Source organism: Floridaenema aerugineum BLCC-F46, from assembly GCF_041929345.1.
Classification (GTDB): Bacteria; Cyanobacteriota; Cyanobacteriia; order Cyanobacteriales; family Aerosakkonemataceae; genus Floridanema; species Floridanema aerugineum.
In genome coordinates this window covers 1-21,658 of record NZ_JBHFNQ010000038.1, presented here as the reverse complement: position 1 = coordinate 21,658, position 21,658 = coordinate 1, and the positions used below count along the sequence as shown (strand labels likewise).

17 protein-coding genes and 2 pseudogenes are annotated in these 21,658 nt (G+C 39.6%); 13 read left to right on the top strand and 6 right to left on the bottom strand.

Annotation, left to right across the window (positions count from 1 at the left end; all coding sequences use genetic code 11):
• Nucleotides 1-230 precede the first annotated feature (230 nt).
• From ACE1CC_RS04310 to ACE1CC_RS04295, 4 genes and pseudogenes are all read left to right on the top strand, one after another.
• Nucleotides 231-1,655: a serine/threonine protein kinase gene (locus ACE1CC_RS04310; RefSeq protein ID WP_413269238.1), complete on the top strand. Its 1,425-nt coding sequence runs from the start codon at nt 231-233 to the stop codon at nt 1,653-1,655.
• Nucleotides 1,656-1,670: 15 nt separating this feature from the next.
• Nucleotides 1,671-2,471: pseudogene (locus tag ACE1CC_RS04305) on the top strand (serine/threonine protein kinase); the annotation flags it as partial.
• A 213-nt stretch (nt 2,472-2,684) separates the two neighbouring features.
• Entirely contained in the window at nt 2,685-4,049 is a 1,365-nt protein-coding gene (locus tag ACE1CC_RS04300; protein WP_413269236.1) for a serine/threonine protein kinase, read from the top strand.
• A gap of 843 nt (nt 4,050-4,892) precedes the next feature.
• On the top strand, nt 4,893-5,903 hold the full coding sequence (locus ACE1CC_RS04295) for a CHAP domain-containing protein (protein ID WP_413269235.1): 1,011 nt from the start codon (nt 4,893-4,895) through the stop codon (nt 5,901-5,903).
• Between the two features lie 79 nt (nt 5,904-5,982).
• On the opposite strand, the gene ACE1CC_RS04290 is transcribed toward ACE1CC_RS04295, so the two are convergent.
• Nucleotides 5,983-8,181, bottom strand: a complete 2,199-nt coding sequence (locus ACE1CC_RS04290) for a recombinase family protein (RefSeq protein ID WP_413269234.1) — start codon at nt 8,179-8,181, stop codon at nt 5,983-5,985.
• A 109-nt stretch (nt 8,182-8,290) separates the two neighbouring features.
• Between ACE1CC_RS04290 and ACE1CC_RS04285 the strand changes: the two genes are divergently transcribed.
• A complete protein-coding gene (locus ACE1CC_RS04285; protein WP_413269233.1) occupies nt 8,291-9,673 on the top strand; it encodes a proton extrusion protein PcxA in 1,383 nt (460 codons plus the stop codon).
• A gap of 113 nt (nt 9,674-9,786) precedes the next feature.
• Nucleotides 9,787-10,452: an esterase/lipase family protein gene (locus ACE1CC_RS04280; RefSeq protein ID WP_413269232.1), complete on the top strand. Its 666-nt coding sequence runs from the start codon at nt 9,787-9,789 to the stop codon at nt 10,450-10,452.
• Here the strand turns inward: ACE1CC_RS04280 and ACE1CC_RS04275 are convergent.
• Nucleotides 10,382-10,813, bottom strand: a complete 432-nt coding sequence (locus ACE1CC_RS04275) for a VOC family protein (protein WP_413269231.1) — start codon at nt 10,811-10,813, stop codon at nt 10,382-10,384. The two genes, ACE1CC_RS04280 and ACE1CC_RS04275, sit on opposite strands and share 71 nt — an antisense overlap.
• Nucleotides 10,814-10,843: 30 nt before the next feature.
• Here ACE1CC_RS04275 and ACE1CC_RS04270 point away from each other — a divergent pair, with 30 nt between their 5' ends.
• Nucleotides 10,844-11,611: a TIGR00297 family protein gene (locus tag ACE1CC_RS04270; protein ID WP_413269230.1), complete on the top strand. Its 768-nt coding sequence runs from the start codon at nt 10,844-10,846 to the stop codon at nt 11,609-11,611.
• Between the two features lie 366 nt (nt 11,612-11,977).
• On the top strand, nt 11,978-13,246 hold the full coding sequence (locus ACE1CC_RS04265; RefSeq protein ID WP_413269229.1) for a hypothetical protein: 1,269 nt from the start codon (nt 11,978-11,980) through the stop codon (nt 13,244-13,246).
• An 80-nt stretch (nt 13,247-13,326) separates the two neighbouring features.
• On the opposite strand, the gene ACE1CC_RS04260 is transcribed toward ACE1CC_RS04265, so the two are convergent.
• The 3 genes from ACE1CC_RS04260 to ACE1CC_RS04250 all read right to left on the bottom strand — a co-directional run bounded on the left by ACE1CC_RS04260 (nt 13,327) and on the right by ACE1CC_RS04250 (nt 15,387).
• Nucleotides 13,327-13,950, bottom strand: a complete 624-nt coding sequence (locus ACE1CC_RS04260) for a Uma2 family endonuclease (protein ID WP_413269228.1) — start codon at nt 13,948-13,950, stop codon at nt 13,327-13,329.
• A 50-nt stretch (nt 13,951-14,000) separates the two neighbouring features.
• Nucleotides 14,001-14,876, bottom strand: a complete 876-nt coding sequence (locus tag ACE1CC_RS04255) for an SDR family oxidoreductase (RefSeq protein ID WP_413269227.1) — start codon at nt 14,874-14,876, stop codon at nt 14,001-14,003.
• 115 nt (nt 14,877-14,991) lie between these two features.
• On the bottom strand, nt 14,992-15,387 hold the full coding sequence (locus ACE1CC_RS04250; RefSeq protein ID WP_413269226.1) for a GAF domain-containing protein: 396 nt from the start codon (nt 15,385-15,387) through the stop codon (nt 14,992-14,994).
• A gap of 41 nt (nt 15,388-15,428) precedes the next feature.
• On the opposite strand from ACE1CC_RS04250, the gene ACE1CC_RS04245 reads away from it, so the two are divergent.
• A complete protein-coding gene (locus tag ACE1CC_RS04245) occupies nt 15,429-15,572 on the top strand; it encodes a hypothetical protein (RefSeq protein WP_413269225.1) in 144 nt (47 codons plus the stop codon).
• A gap of 56 nt (nt 15,573-15,628) precedes the next feature.
• Entirely contained in the window at nt 15,629-16,450 is an 822-nt protein-coding gene (locus ACE1CC_RS04240; RefSeq protein ID WP_413269224.1) for a hypothetical protein, read from the top strand.
• Between the two features lie 357 nt (nt 16,451-16,807).
• Here the strand turns inward: ACE1CC_RS04240 and ACE1CC_RS04235 are convergent, their stop codons facing one another.
• Complete coding sequence (locus ACE1CC_RS04235; RefSeq protein WP_413269223.1) at nt 16,808-16,969, bottom strand: peptidoglycan-binding domain-containing protein; 162 nt, start codon at nt 16,967-16,969, stop codon at nt 16,808-16,810.
• A gap of 7 nt (nt 16,970-16,976) precedes the next feature.
• Between ACE1CC_RS04235 and ACE1CC_RS04230 the strand changes: the two genes are divergently transcribed.
• From ACE1CC_RS04230 to ACE1CC_RS04220, 3 genes and pseudogenes are all read left to right on the top strand, one after another.
• A complete protein-coding gene (locus tag ACE1CC_RS04230) occupies nt 16,977-18,242 on the top strand; it encodes a CHAT domain-containing protein (protein WP_413269222.1) in 1,266 nt (421 codons plus the stop codon).
• A 101-nt stretch (nt 18,243-18,343) separates the two neighbouring features.
• Nucleotides 18,344-21,049, top strand: a complete 2,706-nt coding sequence (locus ACE1CC_RS04225) for a CHAT domain-containing protein (protein WP_413269221.1) — start codon at nt 18,344-18,346, stop codon at nt 21,047-21,049.
• A 93-nt stretch (nt 21,050-21,142) separates the two neighbouring features.
• Nucleotides 21,143-21,520: pseudogene (locus ACE1CC_RS04220) on the top strand (caspase family protein); the annotation flags it as partial.
• Between the last annotated feature and the right edge of the window lie 138 nt (nt 21,521-21,658).

Sequence of the window (21,658 nt, the reverse complement as noted above, 5' to 3'; positions counted from 1 at the left end):
TTGGACTTTAGTCCTAGTTCGTTGTTGGACTTTAGTCCTAGTTCGTTGTTGGACTTTAGTCCTAGTTCGTTGTTGGACTTTAGTCCTAGTTCGTTGTTGGACTTTAGTCCTAGTTCGTTGTTGGACTTTAGTCCTACTCTTAGGTAAGTAGAACACTAAAGTGCTCACAACAGACCGGATTTTCCCATTTGCAGGTAAATTAGTAAAGAATAGGTCTGCAAGGAGTTGTGATGCTGCAAGCAGGGGATTTGTTACAGGGTAGATACCTACTGCAAGAATGTTTAGCGCAGAATGCGGGAAGACAAACTTGGATTGCTATAGATCAAAGTGCGTCGCCAGAGGAAAAAGTAATTGTAAAATTCTTGGCTTTTAGCCCGGAAATGCAGTGGGAGGATTTTAAACTTTTTGAACGGGAAGCGCAAGTCTTAAAAAATCTTTCTCATCCCCGTATTCCCAAATATCGGGATTATTTTTCTATAGATAAACAGGCTGGTTCTGGTTTATACTGGTTTGCTTTGGTGCAAGATTATATTCCGGGAAAGTCGCTGCAAAATTTGTTGGATTCTGGGAGGCATTTTACCGAAAAGGAAGTGCGATCGCTAGCTGTTCAACTCTTAAAAATTCTCTGTTATTTGCACGAACTCACCCCGCCTGTGTTGCATCGCGATATTAAACCGAGTAATCTAATTTTCGGGGAAGATCGCAAAATCTATTTAGTAGATTTTGGTGCGGTTCAAGAACAAGGTGCGATGGAAGGAGTGACTTTTACTGTTGTGGGTACGGCGGGTTATGCGCCTTTAGAACAATTTTGGGGACGTGCGGTTCCAGCTTCCGATCTTTACTCGTTCGGTGCAACTTTAATTCATATTTTAACAGGTGTTATGCCTGCTGATTTACCGCAAAAGAATTTAAAGATTCAATTTCGCGATCGCATTAGTATTAATTCTAACTTTGTTTACTGGATTGAAGCACTCACCGCACCAGATTTAAGTCAACGTTATCAAACTGCACAAGCAGCTTTAACTGATTTAAAAGCTAATCGTTATCTCAACGCACCGCTACAGAAAATTTCGCTATTTCCTGAGAGTAAAATTCAACTTTGGCAATCTCCTACTCAGTTAAAAGTGGAAATTCCGGGACGAGGATTTGGGATTTTTCTCGATGCGATCGCCTTAGTTCTAAAATTAATTTTAGCCGGATCATCCTTCTTCAGCCTTTTAGTTGTCTTTCTGTTATTAGGGAGTTCGTTAGCTGTAATTTTAAGTGCTATTATCATCAATTATTTAAACTTTTCCTTAGCCTTTGTACTAGTGACTATGCTATTTTTTACATTTATGATTATGGAAAAATTTAGCTCATCTTTGAGCAAAGAATTATTTAAATTATTATCTCACTTTCGGTTTCGTAAAGTAAGAGTATCAGATTACTGCATCTTTGGCGATCGCAAAAACTTTGTATTAGAACAGAAGTTATGGGGGTGGACTTATTGGCGACATCACATAGAAACTGCTCAAGTTAAGCAAGTAAAACTGATAAAATATCAAGGAATAACTCTGGAAACTAAATTTTTAAAATACGGTTTTGGTCAAGACTTGAATGAAACTGAACGTCAGTGGTTAAGTCAACAAATGCAAGACTGGATTGAGCAAATCTAAACAGAGGAAAAGCTAATGCTAGATACTCAAAAAATTTTAAGCGATCGCTATCTATTAAAACAGCAATTAGGCAAAAATGCCGGACGACAAACCTGGTTAGCAGAAGACATTTTATCCGAATCAAAAAAGTTAGTAATTGTCAAATTATTAGCTGTTAGTCCCCAAATAGATTGGCAAGAAATAAAACTTTTTGAAAGAGAAGCTCAAGTCCTAGCTAATCTAAATCACCCGAAAATTCCCCAATATCTTGACTATTTTTCTATTGATGAACAAACAAGTACCGGGTTACTTTGGTTTGGCTTAGTGCAGAATTATATTCCGGGGACTTCCTTACAAGAAATGCTCAACCAAAGAAGAATTTTTTATCCCCCAGAAGTGCGTTCTTTTGCGATCCAAATATTAGAAATTTTAATTTACTTACATGAATTAAGTCCGCCAGTATTGCACCGAGATATTAAACCTAGTAACTTACTTTTAGGAAAAGACCGCAAAATTTATTTAGTAGATTTTGGTGCAGTTCAAGACAAAGCAAAAGCCGAAGGAGTTACCTTTACTGTAGTTGGTACAAATGGTTATGTTCCCCCGGAACAATTATGGGGAAAAGCAGTTCCCGCCTCAGATTTGTATGCGCTGGGAGCAACTTTAATTCATTTATTAACAGGTATTCCTCCAACCGATTTAACCCAACAAATGAGAATTGAATTTGCTGATAAAATCCTCTTAAGTCCCGGCTTTAACAGTTGGTTAGAAAAACTCACTGCCTCAGCAGCAGAAAAGCGATTTAATTCTGCTAGAGAAGCATTAAAAACTTTACAAGAACCTGTTTTAGTCAGGAGAGATTTTTCAAGAGATAACTATATTAATATTAATCAACCAGTCAATTATGGTCGGTTAGTATTATTATCTTTGAGCGGTTTTGCTTTAAGCTTTTTCGTGGTGTTTGGCATAGTTTATAGTTTTGTCAATAGTATAGATACACCAGGACAACCACAAGATAGAATTGAGTAATTGCCAAAGGGAATGGGAAATATGCTGCAAGTAGAACAAGTTTTGCAAGGACGTTACCAGCTAAAAGAAAAGTTAGGTCAAAATGCTGGAAGACAAACCTGGTTAGCAGAAGACTTAAAAAATAAGCCTTCCGAAAAAGTGATTGTGAAACTCCTAGCTTTTGGCGGCGATATTCAATGGGATGATTTAAAATTGTTTGAACGAGAAGCACAAATTCTCAAACATTTAAAACATCCCCAAATTCCCCAATATCGAGATTATTTTTCAGTTGACGATCGCGTTTTATGGTTTGGGTTAGTGCAACAATACATCCCAGGTGCATCTTTGAAAGAATTACTGAAAATAGGTAAAAGATTCACCGAAAAAGAAGTCCGCCAAATTGCTGAATCATTATTAAATATTTTAAGTTATTTACATGAATTGAATCCCCCAGTTTTCCACCGAGATATTAAACCCAGCAATATAATTTTAGGTAAAAATAAACAAATATATTTAGTGGATTTCGGTGCAGTTCAAGACAAAGCCACTGTTGAAGGAGCAACTTTTACTGTTGTAGGAACTTACGGTTATGCACCGCTAGAACAATTTGGCGGAAGAACAGTTCCCGCTTCCGATTTATATGCACTGGGAGCAACTTTAATTCATTTATTAACTGGAATTTCTCCCGCAGATTTACCGCAAAGAGATTTAAGGATTCATTTTAGCGATCGCACTAATGCTCACACCAAATTTATCCAATGGATTGAAAAACTCACAGAACCATCTTTAGAAAAACGTTTTACTAAAGCCGAAGAAGCTTTGAAATCATTAAAAAATAATCGTGTATATAGTCTCCCAGTAAAAAAACTTATTCAACCTCAACAAAATAGAATTAAAGTTAATCGATCGCAATATGGTTTATTTATTAAATTACCTAGCAAAAAACTATCTTTTGGAGAAATAATCGGCAGTGTAATCATCCTATTATTGTTATCTCACTTGGGGTTGTTCAGTATTTTTGGCGTAATTCAAGCAATGCTGATTTCTTCAGCTTTAAGCTTCACTTTATATAGTTTATTATTATTGCTGTGGGTCTTATTAGGTTATCGCTTTTTAATCGAAAAATTTGGCTATCAAACAATTACTTTTAAAGCGCAAAGCTTCCTAATCGAAAAATGGCTCTTGAATTATTGTGCTACTCAGAAAAAAGGTTATATTTCCGACATTCAAGATGTTTTTCAAAGCGTACAAATTACTCATAATTCTTCTTTTAGTGCCGAGGGAAAAGAAGAAGAAATGGTGACTATTCAAACTATAGATAAAAGGTATTCTTTTGCTTTGGGGTTGAGTGCGATCGAATGTCTTTGGTTAGCACAAGAAATTAAAGACTGGCTAAATTCCCGGTAGATAGACGAACTGAATTAAGGATTGATACCAAATCCGCGTTAGCTACCCGTAGGTGTATTTTATTGGTCTTTTCTTCCCCTTCTTCGCGTCTAATTCGCTATCGCGAATCGCTGCGAAGATCGCGTTTCAAAAAAAAGCGGGTAATCTACCCGGATTTCAATACTGCTCGGTTAAGAGTAGGGGCGAAGCATTCGGGCGACAATTTATGACTCAAAACCCTAGATTTTATGTCCGAATGCTTCGCCCCTATTGACCCGGATTTGGTATGATTTAGGATTTAAATGACTTTTTCAACAAATAAACTAAACTCGCTTCTCTTAAGGCTTTTTTCTGAGCAATCTTTTCTTTTCTGTTACCATTCCATCACTAAGGTGTAAGAGAAGAAAGTTAGGGTTTAAACTACCTACGTAAAATTACTCATATTTCTTGCAAGTTATTATTTGTAAAGCTTTCAGCAGGAAATTTTAAGACAACTTCACAAAACCAAAGTGGTTTATGAGGTTTTTGTCTCGACAAAATATAGGGAAATTTCAGTGTAAGCCACAATTGATAAGTTTTTTTTATCAGTTACATTTAATTGTGTTAGTAAAGCTAATTTATTCATCAACTAGGAGATTTGAGAATTTGATGAACGTCTAAAACTAGGTGTGAACGCATTACTACTGTTTAGATAAATTAGACAATAACGCGATCGCGCTTACCAGGATTTGATTAATCTCATACAGTTTAATCTCAAGTTTCGTTCACTATTCCACACTAAGTAAGTGAAAAATGGGTTTGTGAACGCATAACTTTGCATTTTATTTACCAGACAAATCCCACACAGTAAGGAAGGAAAAACCTATGCCAAATCCATCTGATTTCGGAATAAACCTTAATTCCATTAACTATCAAGCAGCAGGCAATAAAATTGTTGCTGGAAACAACGATTCGACTTTTTGGTGTACTGAATTTGCTTATGGTCGTGCCATTGAAAAAGGGTTATTTAAAAATAATCAAGGCTTCGGCGCAAAATGGTTTGGTAATGCGGGTCAGTGGGATGATAATTTAGGATGGACTAAGCAAGTAAAAGCTAACAGTTTTGTTGTTTGGGACCCCTTGCAAGCGGGAGCAGGTTCCGTCGGTCATGTAGGTTTTGTTGAAAAAGTTAACTCAGACGGTTCATTTGTTATTTCGGAAGCAAACTGGGCAGGACAATATTACAACTCCCGCACAATTTCTCTTGGTACGGCTGCTTTTAATGCTGCGAAATTTGTAACAATCCCATCATCAACAGGAGGTACTCCTCCTAGTACTCCCACAGCAGGCAATGACAACCTTACAGGAGGTGCGGGTAACGACAATATTAACGCTTTAGGTGGAAATGACACGGTAACTGGAGCAGGCGGAAGTGATACCCTAAGAGGCGACAGTGGCAATGACCTTCTTTATGGCAATGACGGCAATGATTTATTATATGGTGGGACTGGAAATGATACTGTGATTGGCGGCGCTGGTAACGATGTTTTAGATGGTTTTTACTATAGTGGCTTGAGTGGAAATGGGGAAGTTGACAATTTACGCGGTGACGCTGGTGCAGATACTTTCGTCATTGGTGATTATTACGGAAAAGGCTACTTAGGTAATAGTTGGGCTGTCATTCAAGACTTTTCCAAATCGCAGGCTGATAAGATCAAAGTTCAAGGAAGTCTCAGTCAATATCAGTTAAGATCTGGTAGTCTGTATGGCTATTCCAGTAACGATACAGCTATTGTTTTGAGTAGTAATACTAGTGAAGTTGTGGCTGTGGCTTTGGGTGTTTCGACATCTAATGGCAGTATTCAACTCTCAACAAGAGATTTCATAACCACATAAACCTTTCAGTTTTAGTAATTAAAAGCTTACTCTCCCAAAATGCGATCGCTCTTTTTATTTGTAAAGTGCGATCGCATTCTTACCTAAATTCATTTGATTGTACGGCTAGCACAGGAACCGCCGCATTTATTAATGTTACCAAAGGGCCATTTTGTTCTTGTCCATTCACAGCTAAATCACTATGACATAAGTAAAGTCTCTCCCCTGTACGACTGAGCAAATCTTTTAAAATTCGTCGTAATCTTGCCTCACCTTCTCTATTTTCATCTTCCGTCGTCCAAGGTTGACCAAAACGATTTTGTAAGAATAATTGTGCGCCAAATAAGTTTGCTGCACCTCCACTTAACCACAGTGGCGAACCTGCATCTAACCAAAATTGCCACTTATGAAATCTCCGACTAGAACGGTATTGGAAAATATTAGCTAAAGTAACCGCTTGCTTGGTAATTCCAAATAGTCTAATTGGGTAAGGATTAGCTGTAATTGTCCCACCTCTGAGCAATTGAATAAACCGACCAATGGTAGTATTAGGTAAAGCATTACTAGTTTCAATTTTTCGCATTCTGGCATCAACTTCCCAGTATTGTTGAGCGGTTTCAATTAATTCTCGCAATGCTGATAATTGGTCATAAGGAAGATAGCTACCATGCCAAAGAAAGCGTTGAATTGCTCTGTCTAAAACGTAAACTGGATTAGGAATAAGATGCTGTTCTTGTTGCGATCGCTGTTCTGACAACCACTGCACAATTTCTAAGTAAGCTTGAGTCGCACGATATCCCAATCTATCCCAACGCGCAAAGGTTTTTACAGGTAATAATTCCGGCAATTCAATATCTGGTTTATAACAATAATCAGCTAGTAAACCTGCACGCACTGGATCGATCGAATATTCAATTTTTGTTTGAGAATTAGGTTCTCCGCTAAATACTTGTCTCGCACTTAAAACAATTAACATTTCTGCGATCGCATTTTTATCTACCAACCTGCCTAAACCCGGATAAACTAAGGCTAATAAAGTTAGTAAAGCGCGGATAATTGGCGAACTAGCTAAAGCACGTTGATCGTTTAAAGACTCAACATCAACGCCTTTACTAGAAAGAATTTCGATTAAAGTATAACGTGCGATCGCATCTAAACCAGGTGCAATTACAGCTATTTCTTGCGGTTTAACTTTTCCCGAATTAACTGCATCAATAATTACTTCCGCTGTTTGGCGTAACAATTGCGATCGCGAAGTTGTTTGAATAGACTTGATTTCTTCTGGCAAACTAAACATTAACATCGGATCGCTAACAGCTTCTACTAATGTCATTCCCCAATTATCTGCCAAAGATTCTACAGGTCGATTGGTTAACCTTTCCACTCGACAACGAGAAGCTAAATTTGCTATATAATCGGGGTCAGCACCTAAACCTAACCTGACTCTTCCTTCAGGATTAAAAGTAAACGCGCCAATAGCACCATTACTTAATAAAAACTCAAACAAATCGCCTGCGATCGCTGGATAATCATCCACATCATCCGCTAAAACTAACCGATAGCGTCGCTTTAAATGCTGCTGATAAGTTTGATTAGGTAATAAATATCGCCAATATAACTCTGCAATAATTCCGTAAGTTAATAAACCTTTTTGCCAACACCAGTCTCGCCAACGCAGGAACATTTCCAAAGGAATTGTTACTCTATTAGTTGCGGGAGAATCATCATTTTCTTGTTCATTGGGAAAACCTTGTTCTAAAATTTTAGGTAGGTCTTCGATTGGTGTACCGCTTAAACCTGCTAATAGCAACAAGTCCAAAGCACGCCGCACCAAACGATATTCATTCACCCCCATTTTTACCGCAATTCCCTGGTCTAATTCCGGTCGCCATAGTTGAGTAGCAAATTCTTGTTCCGCCTCTGGACGTAGACGCAAGGGAAATTGTGCAGGCAAATTCAACTGTTGAATTAATAAAGGCCAAAATAGAGTTACTTCATTTTCAAAAAAAGCTAAAGGTGTGGTAGTTTGTACAGCTAGATTAGGTTTAGCAGCGGCGATGCGATCGGTCAATTCAATGCGATTATCTCCATTAGCCGCAAATACTAAAACCGCTGGGACACCTTGCTTGGCAATTAAACGACGTTTCCTTAAAGAAACTCTTTCACCTGCCAAAGAATCTCCTGCACCAACGTTTGCTAAATCAAAGCCTAACTCTAACCAATGGCAAAACTGCTCTATCAAACGTGCGGTTTTTCCACTACGACTGGAACCCAAAATCCAAAGAGATTCAGAAAACACCGTTTCTCCTCCGTTCAATCTGTTATCATACCACATACATTGAAAGACTCATTCTATAAAAATACCTCCCTCATACAACTAAAAGACAAAATTCACAACCCTCTGTGTCATGATTAACAGCATTTTTACTTCAATTCAAGGGTTAGTACGATCGGTTAGAGATTGGTACTTTGACACCCCAGAAAGAGCCTTAGAACAAGCATACAATGCCGCTTTACAAATTAAAGCCATTGAAGATGAATATTTTGAAGGCAAGAAAATTTCTGTCAATCAAACTGATTATAGCGATAGTGTCAAAGCATATTTTCAGTCAGAATTAAGACAAAATTTAACTATTGCTGCTAATCGCCTGCGAGAATTTAAAGCTAGTAGTTCCTTTCTCAATTTAATTACCAGTCAAAAAATTGTCAAATCTCAAGTAAACTCGGCTGATAGTAATGGTAATTACAAAAGAATAGCCAACTCCGAGCAGGTTACAATAACATTAGAAAAACTGAAATTTATCGACCAAGTAATAGCCAAGTACAGAGTACCATCCAGAATTAACGCTCAAAACCCATCTACTTCCTTAATAGTCGTTCCCCAAAATAATAACAAACTGGAACGTACTGAAGCTATGGCTGCTGATGGGTTAAACAATGAAAAGCAGCTGTTTGGTGTGCCTCAAGATGAGCCTAATAGATTTGAAACCGTTGTTGATAAAACCGGAGTATTACCCAGATCCATTTTTTCAACTTTAAATAAAATTCAAAGAGAATTAGACCCCGAATCCGAACAGGAAGTTATCAGAAAATACCGAAGTTCTAAAGCGAAAACGGCAATATCTCTCAGGTTTATTTTAAGTTTAATTATTGTCCCTTTGTTAACTTTCCAATTGTTTAAATTGGCGGTTGCAGGTCCGATCGTTGACAACTTAATTGAGAGAAACAAAATTAGTATATTCATCAATGAGGACTTGGAAAGAGAAGCCCTTGAAGAGTTAAAAAAGTTTGAAGAACGCCTACGGTTTGATTATTTAATTTCGGGAACCCCCAAACTTGAGCCAGAAAAAATCGAAGAAAAGCTGCAAGAAAGAGCAAATGAAATAGCCGAAGAATCCCGACGCGCCAGTGCTAACGCAGTGAAAAATGTGTTTTCTGACTTAGCAGCATTAGGTATGTTTGTCGTCATAATTATGTTTAGTCGTCGGGAAATTGCAATTTTGAAATCTTTTATGGATGAAGTTGTCTATGGACTTAGCGATAGTGCCAAAGCTTTCATTATTATTCTATTAACTGACATCTTCGTTGGTTTTCATTCCCCTCATGGTTGGGAAGTGTTGTTAGAAAATGTCGCTCGCCATTTAGGATTACCAGAAAATCGTGATTTTATCTTTTTGTTTATTGCTACTTTCCCTGTGATTTTAGATACCGTATTTAAGTATTGGATCTTCAGATACTTAAACCGCATATCTCCTTCCGCCGTAGCAACTTATAGAAATATGAATGAATAGTTTAGGGGACTAGGGTAGGGGCAATTCATGAATTGCCCCTACCCTAGTCCCCAGTCCCCAGTCCCCAGTCCCCAGTCCCCTAAACTAAAATTAAATAATGCTTGGAAAACAATATGAACATTACCACTAAACCTAACCCCGTACTCTTAGTTCACGGTATTAACGATACTGCCACAGTTTTCTGTAAAATGTCTCCCCAATTAGCGAGAAAAGGTTGGTTAGTCCATGACATAGACTTAACTCCCAATAATTGCTCACGACCTTTAGACTACTTAGCTAAACAAATTGCTAATTACGTAGAAAAAACTTTTCCTCCCGAACAACCCATCGATATTGTCGGGTTTAGTATGGGAGGAATTGTCAGCCGTTACTATATTCAAAGGTTAGGCGGAATCGATCGCGTCGGGCGTTTTATCACCATCTCCTCACCCCATCATGGCACCGTTTTAGCATATCTTCTCGATCGCCCCGGCAGCATTCAAATGCGACCAGATAGCCCATTTTTAGCTGACTTAAATCGTGATTTTGCCATGTTGGATCGCATTAATTTTACTTCCATTTGGACACCTTTTGACTTAATGATTGTGCCCCCTACTAGTTCTCAACTGTTAGTCGGTCGAGATGTGCAAGTACCAGTTGCCCTTCATGCCTGGATGATCACCGATCCTAAAGCAATTGCCGCAGTAGTAGAAGCCCTTTCAGAAGACATCAGACAGCATCACCCACTTGGGCAAACTCCGCCTCCCCAAAAATTGCCGAGTATTGACAGTAATATTTAAATTCCAAAAAGTTGTAAAACGGATCTTCTAAAAAGAAAGTACGATGTTCAGTAGGCATACCCACAAATCTCTGTTTCGGTTGTTGATGAAAACGCAGCTGCTTTTGTTGTGCTCTGGCTAACAAACTTTCCCAATCTGCTTCTTGGGTGAAAATTAAACCAAAATGTCTGGGATAAATCCCTTTTTGCGGCGTAAGCAATTCTTTGGTAACATGAGCAACGATTTGATGTCCGTAAAGATTGAGAATTAAAGAATCAGCCGCTTCTCGACCTACTTCGCACCCTAAACCATCAACATAAAACTCTTTAGTTTGGGCGATGTTAGCAACCGGAAAGGCAAGATGAAATAATACTTGATTCATAATTTACTGTTCACAAGAGGCTCGTATTCCATGTTTACTTCTATTTATTCGCTCAATCCTTGGTTAATTGCAGTGGGATTAAACACACTTTTATTATCGATCGCTTGGCTAATCCCCAAAAAACTACTTACTCCCGCTGGTTTATTTCACGCTTGGTTTCTAGGTGTACTGATTTGGGGAACTCTCGGCTGGCAAGGTTACCTAGTCGTTATGTTTTACTTCCTCGCAGGATCGGCTGTCACCCGCATCGGTATGGCCCAAAAAGAAGCCGAAGGCATAGCCGAAAAGCGTTCTGGTGCCAGAGGGCCAGAAAATGTTTGGGGTTCAGCGGCTACCGCTGCCCTTTGTGCTTTAGGCGTAGCTGCCATTGGTGCCAATCTCCTCCCCCCCAGTTTACAACCTTTACTTTTACTCGGTTATGTCGCCAGTTTTAGCACCAAACTTTCCGATACCTGCGCCAGTGAAGTCGGCAAAGCTTATGGCAAACGCACTTTTTTGATTACTACTTTACAACCTGTCGCTAGGGGAACTGAAGGTGCAGTTAGTTTAGAGGGAACTTTAGCCGGAGTTGTCGGTTCAGTTGCGATCGCCCTCCTAGCTTGGGGCATCGGTGTAATAAATTTAGTAGGTGTCGGTTTATGCCTCATCGCCGCCTTTGTCGCCACTAACTTAGAAAGCGTCATTGGTGCCACTCTCCAAACAAAAGTTAGCTGGTTAACTAACGAAGTAGTTAATGCTATCAATACTTTTGTGGGCGCGATCGTCGCCATCCTGTTAGCTTTAATCCTGACGCACTGACCACTATTCCAGGCTTTTAGTAAATCTTGGTAACTTTCTGGAATACTACGATCGGTGTTTGTAGAGATAGGTGTGCTAAAGCAAAAGCAAAAGCACACCTTGGTTAGGTGAATCTATGGAGAACCGATCGCATACTGACTTTGTTAAAAAATTCTGTATTCCTTGTAACTAAATCGCCAAAAAGTCTTCTATGATATATAGTTAGGTTGGGATACTTAAGTGTACAAAACATAGTTTGAGCTATCGCATCTTCCATTTATCAGCTACATGAAAAATGGCAGGCTTTTATTACATAGCCATTGCCAAATGCTTTGTGTTTTTTCTCACAAATATAGTGCTTACCCTTCATTTTAGGAGGAAAAAATCATGGCTGTCAATCTTTTTGACGCTAATACTTACGCTTCTCTGAATCCTGATTTAGCAGCCGCAGGTTTAACTACCCCGCAACAACTAGAAAACCACTTCCGCACAACAGGTATTAACGAAGGACGATTAGTCTCACCTTTTGTTAATCTCAGATATTATGCTAGATCCAATACCGATTTAGGACGGGCAGGGTTAACAACTAACACGCAGTTATTGAGCCATTTGGAAAACTTTGGTGCTAATGAAGGAAGGCGTTCTTCAGTGGCATTCAGCCCTAATTTTTACAGATCGGTGAATACTGACTTGGTTGCTGTTGGTTTCAATAACGAGCAATTGTATCAACACTTTACTGAATATGGGTTGAGTGAAGGGCGAGTTTCCTCAGAATTTTTCAGTGCACCTTTCTATTTAGCAACTTATAGTGATTTGAGAGCAGCTTTTGGAAATAATTATCAAGCCGCATTGCTACACTTCTTGGATAATGGGATTCGGGAAGGACGGGTAGGTGCTCCAGCCGTTTCTCCTTACACAGATCCGAGTAACGTTTCTACTACTGCTTACGATTTAGGAACTTTAATTGCGAAAGCAACTTTTCGTGATTTCGTGGGAACTAGCGATCGCGATGACTATTACGGCTTCCGTGTAGTCGATCCAATTAATCTTAACTTGAATCTTTCTGGATTGAGTGATAATGCTACTTTAAAACTCTTTGCAGATACTAATGATAACGGTCGAGTTGATTCAGGTGAAGAAATAGCTAGTGTTACTGGTAATGCTTCCACTCCCGCAGTCATTAACAAGACCTTGGGTGCTGGTTATTATCATATTGATGTGTTAACTGAAAGCCCTGCAAGTAACACCCTCTACACTTTGGCAATGTCGCCTTCTACCATTCCCTCTACCAACGCCACAGATCCCGGAAGTACTCAAGCTAGTGCTTTCAGTCTAGGTATTCTCAGCGGTAGTCGCACGGTAAGTGATTTTGTCGGCAGTACCGATCGCCTCGACTTCTACAGCTTCGTCTTAAATGGTAACAGGAATATCAACCTTTCTCTCAACGGTACAACCGATCCAGCGTATGCTATCCTTTACCGAGATACTAACAACAATGGTCAGTTTGATAGTACAGAAACTTTGGGTGTTGTGAGTTCCTCTAACAATAGCCTGGGTACTTTGACACAAAACTTGGACGCAGGTTCTTACTTTGTCCAAGTATTTACCAACACCACTACAGCTAACACCAGCTATAACATGACTGTAGCTGTATAACCCATTTTCCCTCAATCGTAGTTGTCTAAAAAATCTGGGGAAGGAATTAGAGATTTTAATCTCTGTTCCTTCCCCGCTTATCACCTACTCATGCCAAAAATCTGTGAGGCTGTGAGAGTTAAGTTGGGAAACAACCGAGACTCAATTCGATCGTCCCCTCGAAAAATCTTACCAGGCAGATATTCACCATTCTCCAATTGATAAATCGTAATTGTTGGCTGTTTCGGCGAACCAATAAAACGAATTCCACCTAAAGCCGCGTAGTCCACAATTATGTATTCTGAAACTCCTAAATCTTCGTATTCAGCAAGTTTGGTAAGATAGTCATCTTTCCAATTTGTACTAACTACCTCAATGACTCCAGGCGGTGGAATGTAACCAGCTGCAGAGCTAGAATTACCTTTCATGCGCTGCCATTCTTCTTTGGCAAAAATTACAATATCTGCTTTACGGCTTTTTTCTTTTTCGTCTGGGTTAGTTTTCAGTCTAACCTGTTTAGACTGTCTAGAAACATAAGGAAGATTCGCCTCCAAGCAGTGAACTTCCAGGTAAGCACAAAGTCGCTCTATCAAATCCTCATGATTTGCATTTGGTTCAGATAATGGCACAGGAACCCCATCAACTAACTCAAATTCTCTGCCCGATCCGTCATCCCAAGCGAGAAATTCCTCAAAGCTTAATGGCTTTGTAACTATTGCATACATGGCGATCGCCTCATTTTTTAAGCAGCACTTCCAACTATGCTAAACTTTGCTTAAACTCCTAAATAGCGGCGCAAAAACATTTCCAAACTTTCTAACTTGAAGTTAAAAGTTGACTCCAAGTTGGCAATTTCATCACTGGTACAAAAGAATTCATTTCCCAGTAATACGCGCAGAGTTCCTAAAGAGTCTTTGGCAAAAGGATTAAATACACCGATCGCACTTCGCACCCCATCAAACATAAACAAAGGCACATTAACCACAAATGGTTCTTGGTCAAAAATCTTGCCAAAAAGTTGCGGAATTTCACCTCGTTCTATAATTTGCGGCCCGCCAACCGGAAAGATTTGGTTTTTTGCTGCTGGTACATTCACAGATTCCACAGCCATCCGAGCTAAATCATCAGTACTAACAATTGAAGAACGATTTTTCGGGTCTCCTACTAACAAATAAATCCCCGTATCCCGGAATCTTTCTGCTAATTCTAAAACATTAGAAGCAAATCCAGAAGGACGCAAAATAGTGTAATTTAATCCACTAGATTGTAAGTATTTTTCCACTTCTCGTTTAGCTTTAAAAGTCGGCGCATCTTCGTATCCTCGATCGGCACCAAGCACAGAGATAAAAACAAAATGTTCGACTCCAGATGCTTTTGCTTGGTCAATTAATTCGATATTAGCGCGGTAATCAACTGCTGAAGGATTGCCCTCTCCACCATGAGCGCTGATAATATATTTAACTCCAAAGCAAGCTTTGTGAATATCTTTGTCTTGTTGTAAATCACCGATAAATATTTCGCTACCTCGGTATTCTAATTCCCCGTAACGTGAAGTAAGGCGGACAAATGAACGTACTGGCATTATGCGATCGCATAATAAGCGCACTATCCGGCGACCTAAATCTCCAGTGGCTCCTGTTACTAGAAACATAATGGTACTTCCTTTTGGCGATAAATTGAGCGATCGTCTATGTTTTAACCAACATATCATTATCTTAAAATAGCAAATGGAAATGGATAAATTAGAGATAATTTTTCCAGATGAATCAGAAATTGACTAAGGCACAAATTGAGCGACAGTTGTGATTATTTGAAGTGTCGCAACGGGTTTGGCAATATAAGCTCGCTCGCCGCCGACGAGCGCTTGTTCTCGATCTACACTTTGTGGCAATTCGATCGCAAAGTGCCTGAAACAATTGGGTTTGTGTTGGCGAAAACGTCATCCGAGTTCTGCTGCTAAAACTTAATGTTCCGAAGAGTTTGCCTTGGGCGATAAACGGTAGGCTAGAATATGCAGCAATCCTGCTTTTGTTACGGCGAGCCTGTGAACCAAGAATCCTCGTACCTTGATAGTCGAGGAGTGTCAATTCCGTGAAGTAGCCATTCAAGTCAGCAATAAAAATGGCATCAGCAGCCAAGTCGATCGGTGTTTCTTTGAGCATTACACATCCCATTCCATATATTATGCTACACAGCTTGAGCGATGGGTGCTGGCTGTTACCATTACCGAGACTTTTTTGGGCTATGTGTATTTGCGATTTTATTGTTGGCTTCAGCAAGAGATGTGTTTCATGCTAAGGTGAAAGCACTGTTTCCGGGTTGGATTGATGCGATCGCAATTGACTGAGGATGTTACCTTGGTCATCATAAGTCAAAAAGCTAATCAATAGACACTTAATTTGTATGACCACTGATTCCCCCCAAGAACTACTTTTCCAAGCCGTAGGCATCCTCCCAGGGAAAGTAACTTTTACAGAAGAAGATAAAGCTGCTACCGTCACCGTTGCTGGCCGCAAATACCCGCTTTTATATATTCCCACAAAAAAAGGCTTGAAAGCATTTGAAGCCCTGAAAAAACAAATAGAAACTACAGGGAATAACGAGTTACGTCTGATCCTGTATCCTAAAGTAATTCATTTTCCTCGAAAAGATAAACCCCATCAAATCACCTTCCAATTAGTAGGATTCGACAACGGTTCGAGTGAAGGGATTTGTAGATCCCTCAATGATTTTGAGTTTAAAATCTCAGGTTTGTGGCAGTTTATACCAGTTTGTCAAGTCCCGTGCATTTCGGTGTTCAAGAATTTTACTCCCGAACGATTAGAGTTGGTGAAAAAATCCCCAGTTTACAAAAGAGTCAGATTTATGAAAGGCAGCCATTTACCGATATTTTGGAAAGATGCGCCGATGCGACCATTTCGGTTTAATCCTAAATTAGATAAAGAAGAACAAGGTAAGCCAATGTTTGTCTCCATCAAAGCTAAATTTTTACCGCAAAGGAACGTATTTGGTTTTGATTCGTTATTAACCTTGCCGCAATCAGAAGTGCCGCAATTCTTTAAAGCTAGCAAGAAAATGAAAACCGAAGCACTACAACAAATTAAAGAATTCAAAAAATCCACATCCAGTGAAGAGAGTAATGATACAGAAATAACTAAACTACCACCCTCACCCAAGCCAAAACTCCAGCTATCCGATCGCGGTACAACTACGAAAAATCCTTGAGCTTTATGCTCAGGTTTTGATGATTGTTGGCAGGAATTAATAATTATTCTGCTCCTGGTCTTTAAAGTGTTCAGCTAAGATGAGCGAACTCTGTTTCGCTCAAGTATAAAAACTCTTATTTTTTATGTTTTCTTAAGAAAATAGCTGTATTAATTAACTGACTATTGAAGCCAAAATTGTTTTCACACCCTGGCGAATTTGAGTGGGAGTAGGTGTACTAGTTTTGAGAGCGATTCCGGTACCTGACCACAACATGGGTTACATGGGACGCGGGTGGATGCGATCGCGCAGTACTAATTCCTAGAGAAAGAAGTTGTAGAAATTGGCGATCGCAAAAATAAAAAGTTCAGAGAATTATTAGTCGTGGATTTGGTATTCTAAAGTACTCCAAGTTTTCGGAGCAACAATATCATCAACAACTAAACCGTAGTCTTTTTGGAATTTATTATTGCATAAGTGCGATCGCCACAGACATATTACAGGTTTGATAACCTCGCTAAACTTCCAGTGAAGTGACATTTTATCTATGCTAATTTTCACCACTGTACTCAGAGAAATTCTAAAAGTTGTCTACTTTATAACAGTAATCGCTATTTCGGTAAGCTGGGATTTTCAAATAAACCCTTTTGCTAAAGCCACCGAAACCATCCAAATAGACTTGTTATCAAAAACTATATTATCAGTAGAACCCCCAAATCAAGTAGTTTCACAAGCAGTTAATTTGCCGACTATTGAACAAATCAAACGTATTGCCTCTGAGCAAAAAGCCACGCTGATTTATTATTCAATTAATCAGGATTTAAATCAAGAAGTAGAACTATTAATCTGGGCAATTCAACCTACAGGTCAAGTAGAATTGCGTCGTCAGGAACTCAAATCTCTGAAAATCTCTTTAGCCGATTTAGTCACCCAAGCACGGGAATCTATCAGAGGAAGTAGTACTAATAATTTGAGAAATCAGGGAAGAGAATTGCAACAACTATATCAAATTCTCATTGAACCTATTGCTGAACTTTTACCAAAACAGCCAGAAAGTCGGGTGATCTTTATTCCGCAAAGTTCCTTATTTCTGGTTCCTTTTGCAGCGTTAATCGATCGCCAGGGTAAGTATTTAATTGAAGCACATACTATTTTGACTGCACCCAGTATTCAAGTATTAGATTTAACTCATCAACGGCGAAGACAAATTCAAGGATTAACCCAAGACGTGCTGATAGTAGGAAACCCTACCAGGCAACAACCGGAATTATTGCCCTCTCTTCCAGGTGCTCAACAGGAGGCGATCGCTATTGCACAAATATTCAACACCCAACCTCTGCTCGGTTCAAATGCTACCAAAGCAGCTGTCTTACAAAAAATGCCTAACTCGCGGATTATTCATCTAGCAACCCATACATTTATTAATGAAATACAGGGTTTAGAAAGTGGATTAGCTTTAACTCCATCTGAAAACGATAATGGCATACTTACTGCTGCCGAAATCTTAGATTTGAGACTTAATGCGGAATTAGTAGTTCTTAGTGGCGATAATACTGGATTAGGACAGATTACAGGAGATGGAGTAATTGGATTGTCTCGCTCTTTTATGGCTGCGGGTGTTCCTAGCGTCATTGTATCTTTGTGGACAGTGCCCGATGTTCCTACAGCAGAATTGATGATTGAGTTTTATCGCTTTTGGCAACAGAAGCCTGATAAAGCGCAAGCTTTACGCCAAAGCATGATTAAAACTATGAAAAAATATCCTCATCCTAGAGATTGGGCAGGATTTACCCTAATTGGGGAAGCGGAGTGAGACAAAGTGCATAAGTCTTAAAAGTCCAGACATATACTGAATTAAACAAACTCAAGTACAGCCAAACCGACATAAATCCGTATTTACCCCAGGAGTCAAATATGCGATCGCCAATCCAATTAATTGCCCTCTTCACTCTCTTTAGCCTTGAGTTCCCGTTAGGAATTAAGTTTGCCACAGCCTTGTCAGTGTCAACACAAGAAGTAAAATCTAGTCAAGCAAAAAATTATTTAGGGATTGGCGATCGAACTATTTCTTCAACTCCACAATTAATTGCGCGACGGATTTTTGAACCAGTTCGCTCAACACCAACTCGTGATTACAGTTCTCTGGTACGATCAATTCGCTCAACACCAACTACTGATTACAGTTCTCCAAGAAATCGATTAATACTGGAGTTACTAAAACCACCATCTAAAGAGCAAATCGAACAACTGCGTCAGTTTGATCGGGATTATAAGAGAATCGAAGAGCAACTAAGGCGGCGAGAGCGAGAGGAGAAAAAATGGCGAGAACAGCAATGGCAATCCACATATCAATCAACTCCACAGGATCTACCTCCCAAGCCCAGACAAATAGCAGCAAAAATGTTGCAGCGAGGAATTCAGGAATACCAAAAAAGCCAATTTTCCACAGCCATCGGTATCTGGCAACCTGCGCTCGATATTTATCGCAGCGAAAAAGATCGCAATGGCGAAGCGACAGTTCTCAAAAATTTAGGCAATGCTTACAACTCTGTCGGGCAATATACTAAGGCAATTGAAAGCTTGCAGTTGTCTCTAAATATATTTCGCAGTAAGAATAATCGCAAAGCTGAAGTTAGTTGTCTAATTGGTTTAGGTGATGCTTACCATTTTTTGGGGCAATCCTCTAAGGCGAAAGAGTTTTATCAACAGTCTTTAACTATTGCACGTAGTATAGGCGATCGCAACGGCGAAGCTCGTGCTATGACTCGTTTAGGTAGGGACAATACTGCTGGGACTTCTGATAGATACATGGAAGTCATAGAATTTCTGCAAGAAGCTCTTGTGATTGCACAGGGTAGTGGCGATCGAACTATTGAAGTGAATGCCCTGAACAATTTAGCTACAGCTTACGTTTCTTTAGGTCAAGGTGGAAAAGCTCTTATAGTTTACGAACAAGCACTTAAGCTAGCCCGTGAAATTGGCGATCGCAGTAGTGAAGCTCATACTTTGAATAGTTTGGGTAACGCTTACTTCTCCTTATGGCAATCTAAAAAGACGATCAATTTCTATTCTCAAGCATTAACTATTTTTCGTGACATTAGCGATCGTCGTAGTGAAGGTGAAGTTCTCAACAACCTGGGCTTTGCACTTCTAAAAACTGGTCATCTGATAGACGCAGAAAAACACTTGCTTGATGCAATTGCAATTTGGGAATCTCTGCGATCGGCAGAACTCTCTGATAAAGACAGAGTTTCTTTGTTCGAGACTCAACAAACAACCTATCGTCTTCTGCAACAAGTCTTGATTGCTCAAAATAAACCCGAACTTGCCTTGGAAATTGCCGAACGAGGACGTGCTCGTGCCTTTGTAGAATTACTAGCACAGAGGTTAGCTTCCGATCCAGCAAATTCAAATGTTTTATCTAGCCTCAACAAGAATAATTCAGCTAACTTGTCTTCACCTACTCTGGCTCAAATTCAAGAAATTGCCAAAATACAAAACACTACCATAGTGCAGTATTCGATCGTATATGATGATTTCAACAGCCAAGGTCAAACACCACCCAAAGAATCAGAACTTTATATTTGGGTGATCAAACCTACAGGTGAAACTAAATTTGAGAAAGTTGACCTCAAACTCTTTCAAAAACAACACAATACATCTTTATCAGAACTAGTTTTTACTAGCCGCGACTCCATTGGTGTAAGATCTCTTCCCATTGTTAAAGTAGTTCCTCGTCCTGGTGTTCAACAAAGACAACAAGCAAATCTCACTCAACAATTACAGCAACTCCATCAAATTTTAATTGCACCGATCGCCGATCGACTACCCACTGACCCTAATGCTAAAGTCACCTTCATTCCTCAAGGTGAATTATTTCTCGTACCCTTTCCAGCACTCCAAGATCAACAAGGTCAATACCTAATTGAAAAACATACCATTATTACTGCACCTTCAATTCAGGTTTTGGCACTCACTAGGCAACAAAGACAAAAAGCAAACACAGGGGAAGTTTTGGTGGTGGGAAATCCAACTATGCCCAGTGTAGCGCCAGGAATAGGTCAACTACCTGAACAATTACCCAGCTTACCAGGTGCGGAAACAGAGGCTAAAGCTATTGCACCTCTGTTTAAGACTCGACCTTTGATCGGTAATGCTGCCACCAAAGCAACCATTGTGGAACAATTACCATTAGCCAGAATTGTCCATTTTGCCACACATGGATTGCTTGATGATGTTCAGGGATTGGAAAGTGCGATCGCTCTGGCACCCTCTAACAACGATAACGGTTTACTAACCGCTGACGAAATCCTCAACTTAAAACTTAATGCCGAATTAGTAGTTTTAAGTGCTTGCAATACCGGAAGAGGGCGCATTACCGGAGATGGAGTGGTCGGACTATCGCGTAGTTTAATCAGCGCGGGTGTATCCAGTGTAATTGTATCTCTCTGGGCAGTGCCAGATGCCCCTACAGCATCCCTGATGACAGAATTTTATCAAAATTGGCAAAACAACTCGAACAAGGCGCAAGCGTTGCGTCAGGCGATGTTGACGACGATGAAGCAACATCCCGATCCCAAAAATTGGGCCGCTTTTACTTTAATTGGTGAAGCAGAATAAAGCAGATAAAAGTACGTCGTTGCGCTTCCGCACTAAAGTGCAACTACGTACCTGTAGAATTTTATTTAATTGCATCTAAATATAAAGTTGATTATGCCTTCCATTAAAAGACGACAATTTTTACAATTTACAGGTTCTTTACTGGCAACACTAGGAATAAATCAATTAGAAATCCAACAGAAAGGAATTCGCTACGCCCGTGTTTTGGCAGAAAATACTCCCCGCAAACTCGCCCTTTTAGTTGGCATTAATCAATACCCCAATAGTCAGCGATTTAACTCTTTAAAAGGATGTGTCACCGATGTAGATTTGCAGCGAGAACTTCTGATTCACCGCTTCGGTTTCAATCCCAAAGATATCCTGATTTTAACTGATGCCCAAGCTACCCGTGAAGGTATTTTAACAGCATTTGAAAATCATTTAATTGCACAAGCTAAACCAGGAGATGTAGTAGTTTTTCATTACTCAGGCTGACGGGGTGACAACAATCGGTAAACCCCTTACTGCGTGCGGGGTTTACCGATTGTTGTCAAAAAAAAAGAGGTCTGCTATTCTCAAGAAGACCTAATTAACGAAAATAATGAATTTATTACCATTATTTTACACCGA

What these genes read in the sequence shown, in the direction of transcription:
- ACE1CC_RS04310 (WP_413269238.1), top strand. Translation starts at nt 231, where the DNA reads ATGCTGCAAGCAGGGGATTTGTTACAGGGTAGATACCTACTGCAAGAA.
- ACE1CC_RS04300 (WP_413269236.1), top strand. Translation starts at nt 2,685, where the DNA reads ATGCTGCAAGTAGAACAAGTTTTGCAAGGACGTTACCAGCTAAAAGAA.
- ACE1CC_RS04295 (WP_413269235.1), top strand. Translation starts at nt 4,893, where the DNA reads ATGCCAAATCCATCTGATTTCGGAATAAACCTTAATTCCATTAACTAT.
- ACE1CC_RS04285 (WP_413269233.1), top strand. Translation starts at nt 8,291, where the DNA reads ATGATTAACAGCATTTTTACTTCAATTCAAGGGTTAGTACGATCGGTT.
- ACE1CC_RS04280 (WP_413269232.1), top strand. Translation starts at nt 9,787, where the DNA reads ATGAACATTACCACTAAACCTAACCCCGTACTCTTAGTTCACGGTATT.
- ACE1CC_RS04275 (WP_413269231.1), bottom strand. Translation starts at nt 10,813, where the DNA reads ATGAATCAAGTATTATTTCATCTTGCCTTTCCGGTTGCTAACATCGCC.
- ACE1CC_RS04270 (WP_413269230.1), top strand. Translation starts at nt 10,844, where the DNA reads ATGTTTACTTCTATTTATTCGCTCAATCCTTGGTTAATTGCAGTGGGA.
- ACE1CC_RS04265 (WP_413269229.1), top strand. Translation starts at nt 11,978, where the DNA reads ATGGCTGTCAATCTTTTTGACGCTAATACTTACGCTTCTCTGAATCCT.
- ACE1CC_RS04260 (WP_413269228.1), bottom strand. Translation starts at nt 13,950, where the DNA reads ATGTATGCAATAGTTACAAAGCCATTAAGCTTTGAGGAATTTCTCGCT.
- ACE1CC_RS04255 (WP_413269227.1), bottom strand. Translation starts at nt 14,876, where the DNA reads ATGTTTCTAGTAACAGGAGCCACTGGAGATTTAGGTCGCCGGATAGTG.
- ACE1CC_RS04250 (WP_413269226.1), bottom strand. Translation starts at nt 15,387, where the DNA reads ATGCTCAAAGAAACACCGATCGACTTGGCTGCTGATGCCATTTTTATT.
- ACE1CC_RS04245 (WP_413269225.1), top strand. Translation starts at nt 15,429, where the DNA reads ATGGGTGCTGGCTGTTACCATTACCGAGACTTTTTTGGGCTATGTGTA.
- ACE1CC_RS04240 (WP_413269224.1), top strand. Translation starts at nt 15,629, where the DNA reads ATGACCACTGATTCCCCCCAAGAACTACTTTTCCAAGCCGTAGGCATC.
- ACE1CC_RS04235 (WP_413269223.1), bottom strand. Translation starts at nt 16,969, where the DNA reads ATGTCACTTCACTGGAAGTTTAGCGAGGTTATCAAACCTGTAATATGT.
- ACE1CC_RS04230 (WP_413269222.1), top strand. Translation starts at nt 16,977, where the DNA reads ATGCTAATTTTCACCACTGTACTCAGAGAAATTCTAAAAGTTGTCTAC.
- ACE1CC_RS04225 (WP_413269221.1), top strand. Translation starts at nt 18,344, where the DNA reads ATGCGATCGCCAATCCAATTAATTGCCCTCTTCACTCTCTTTAGCCTT.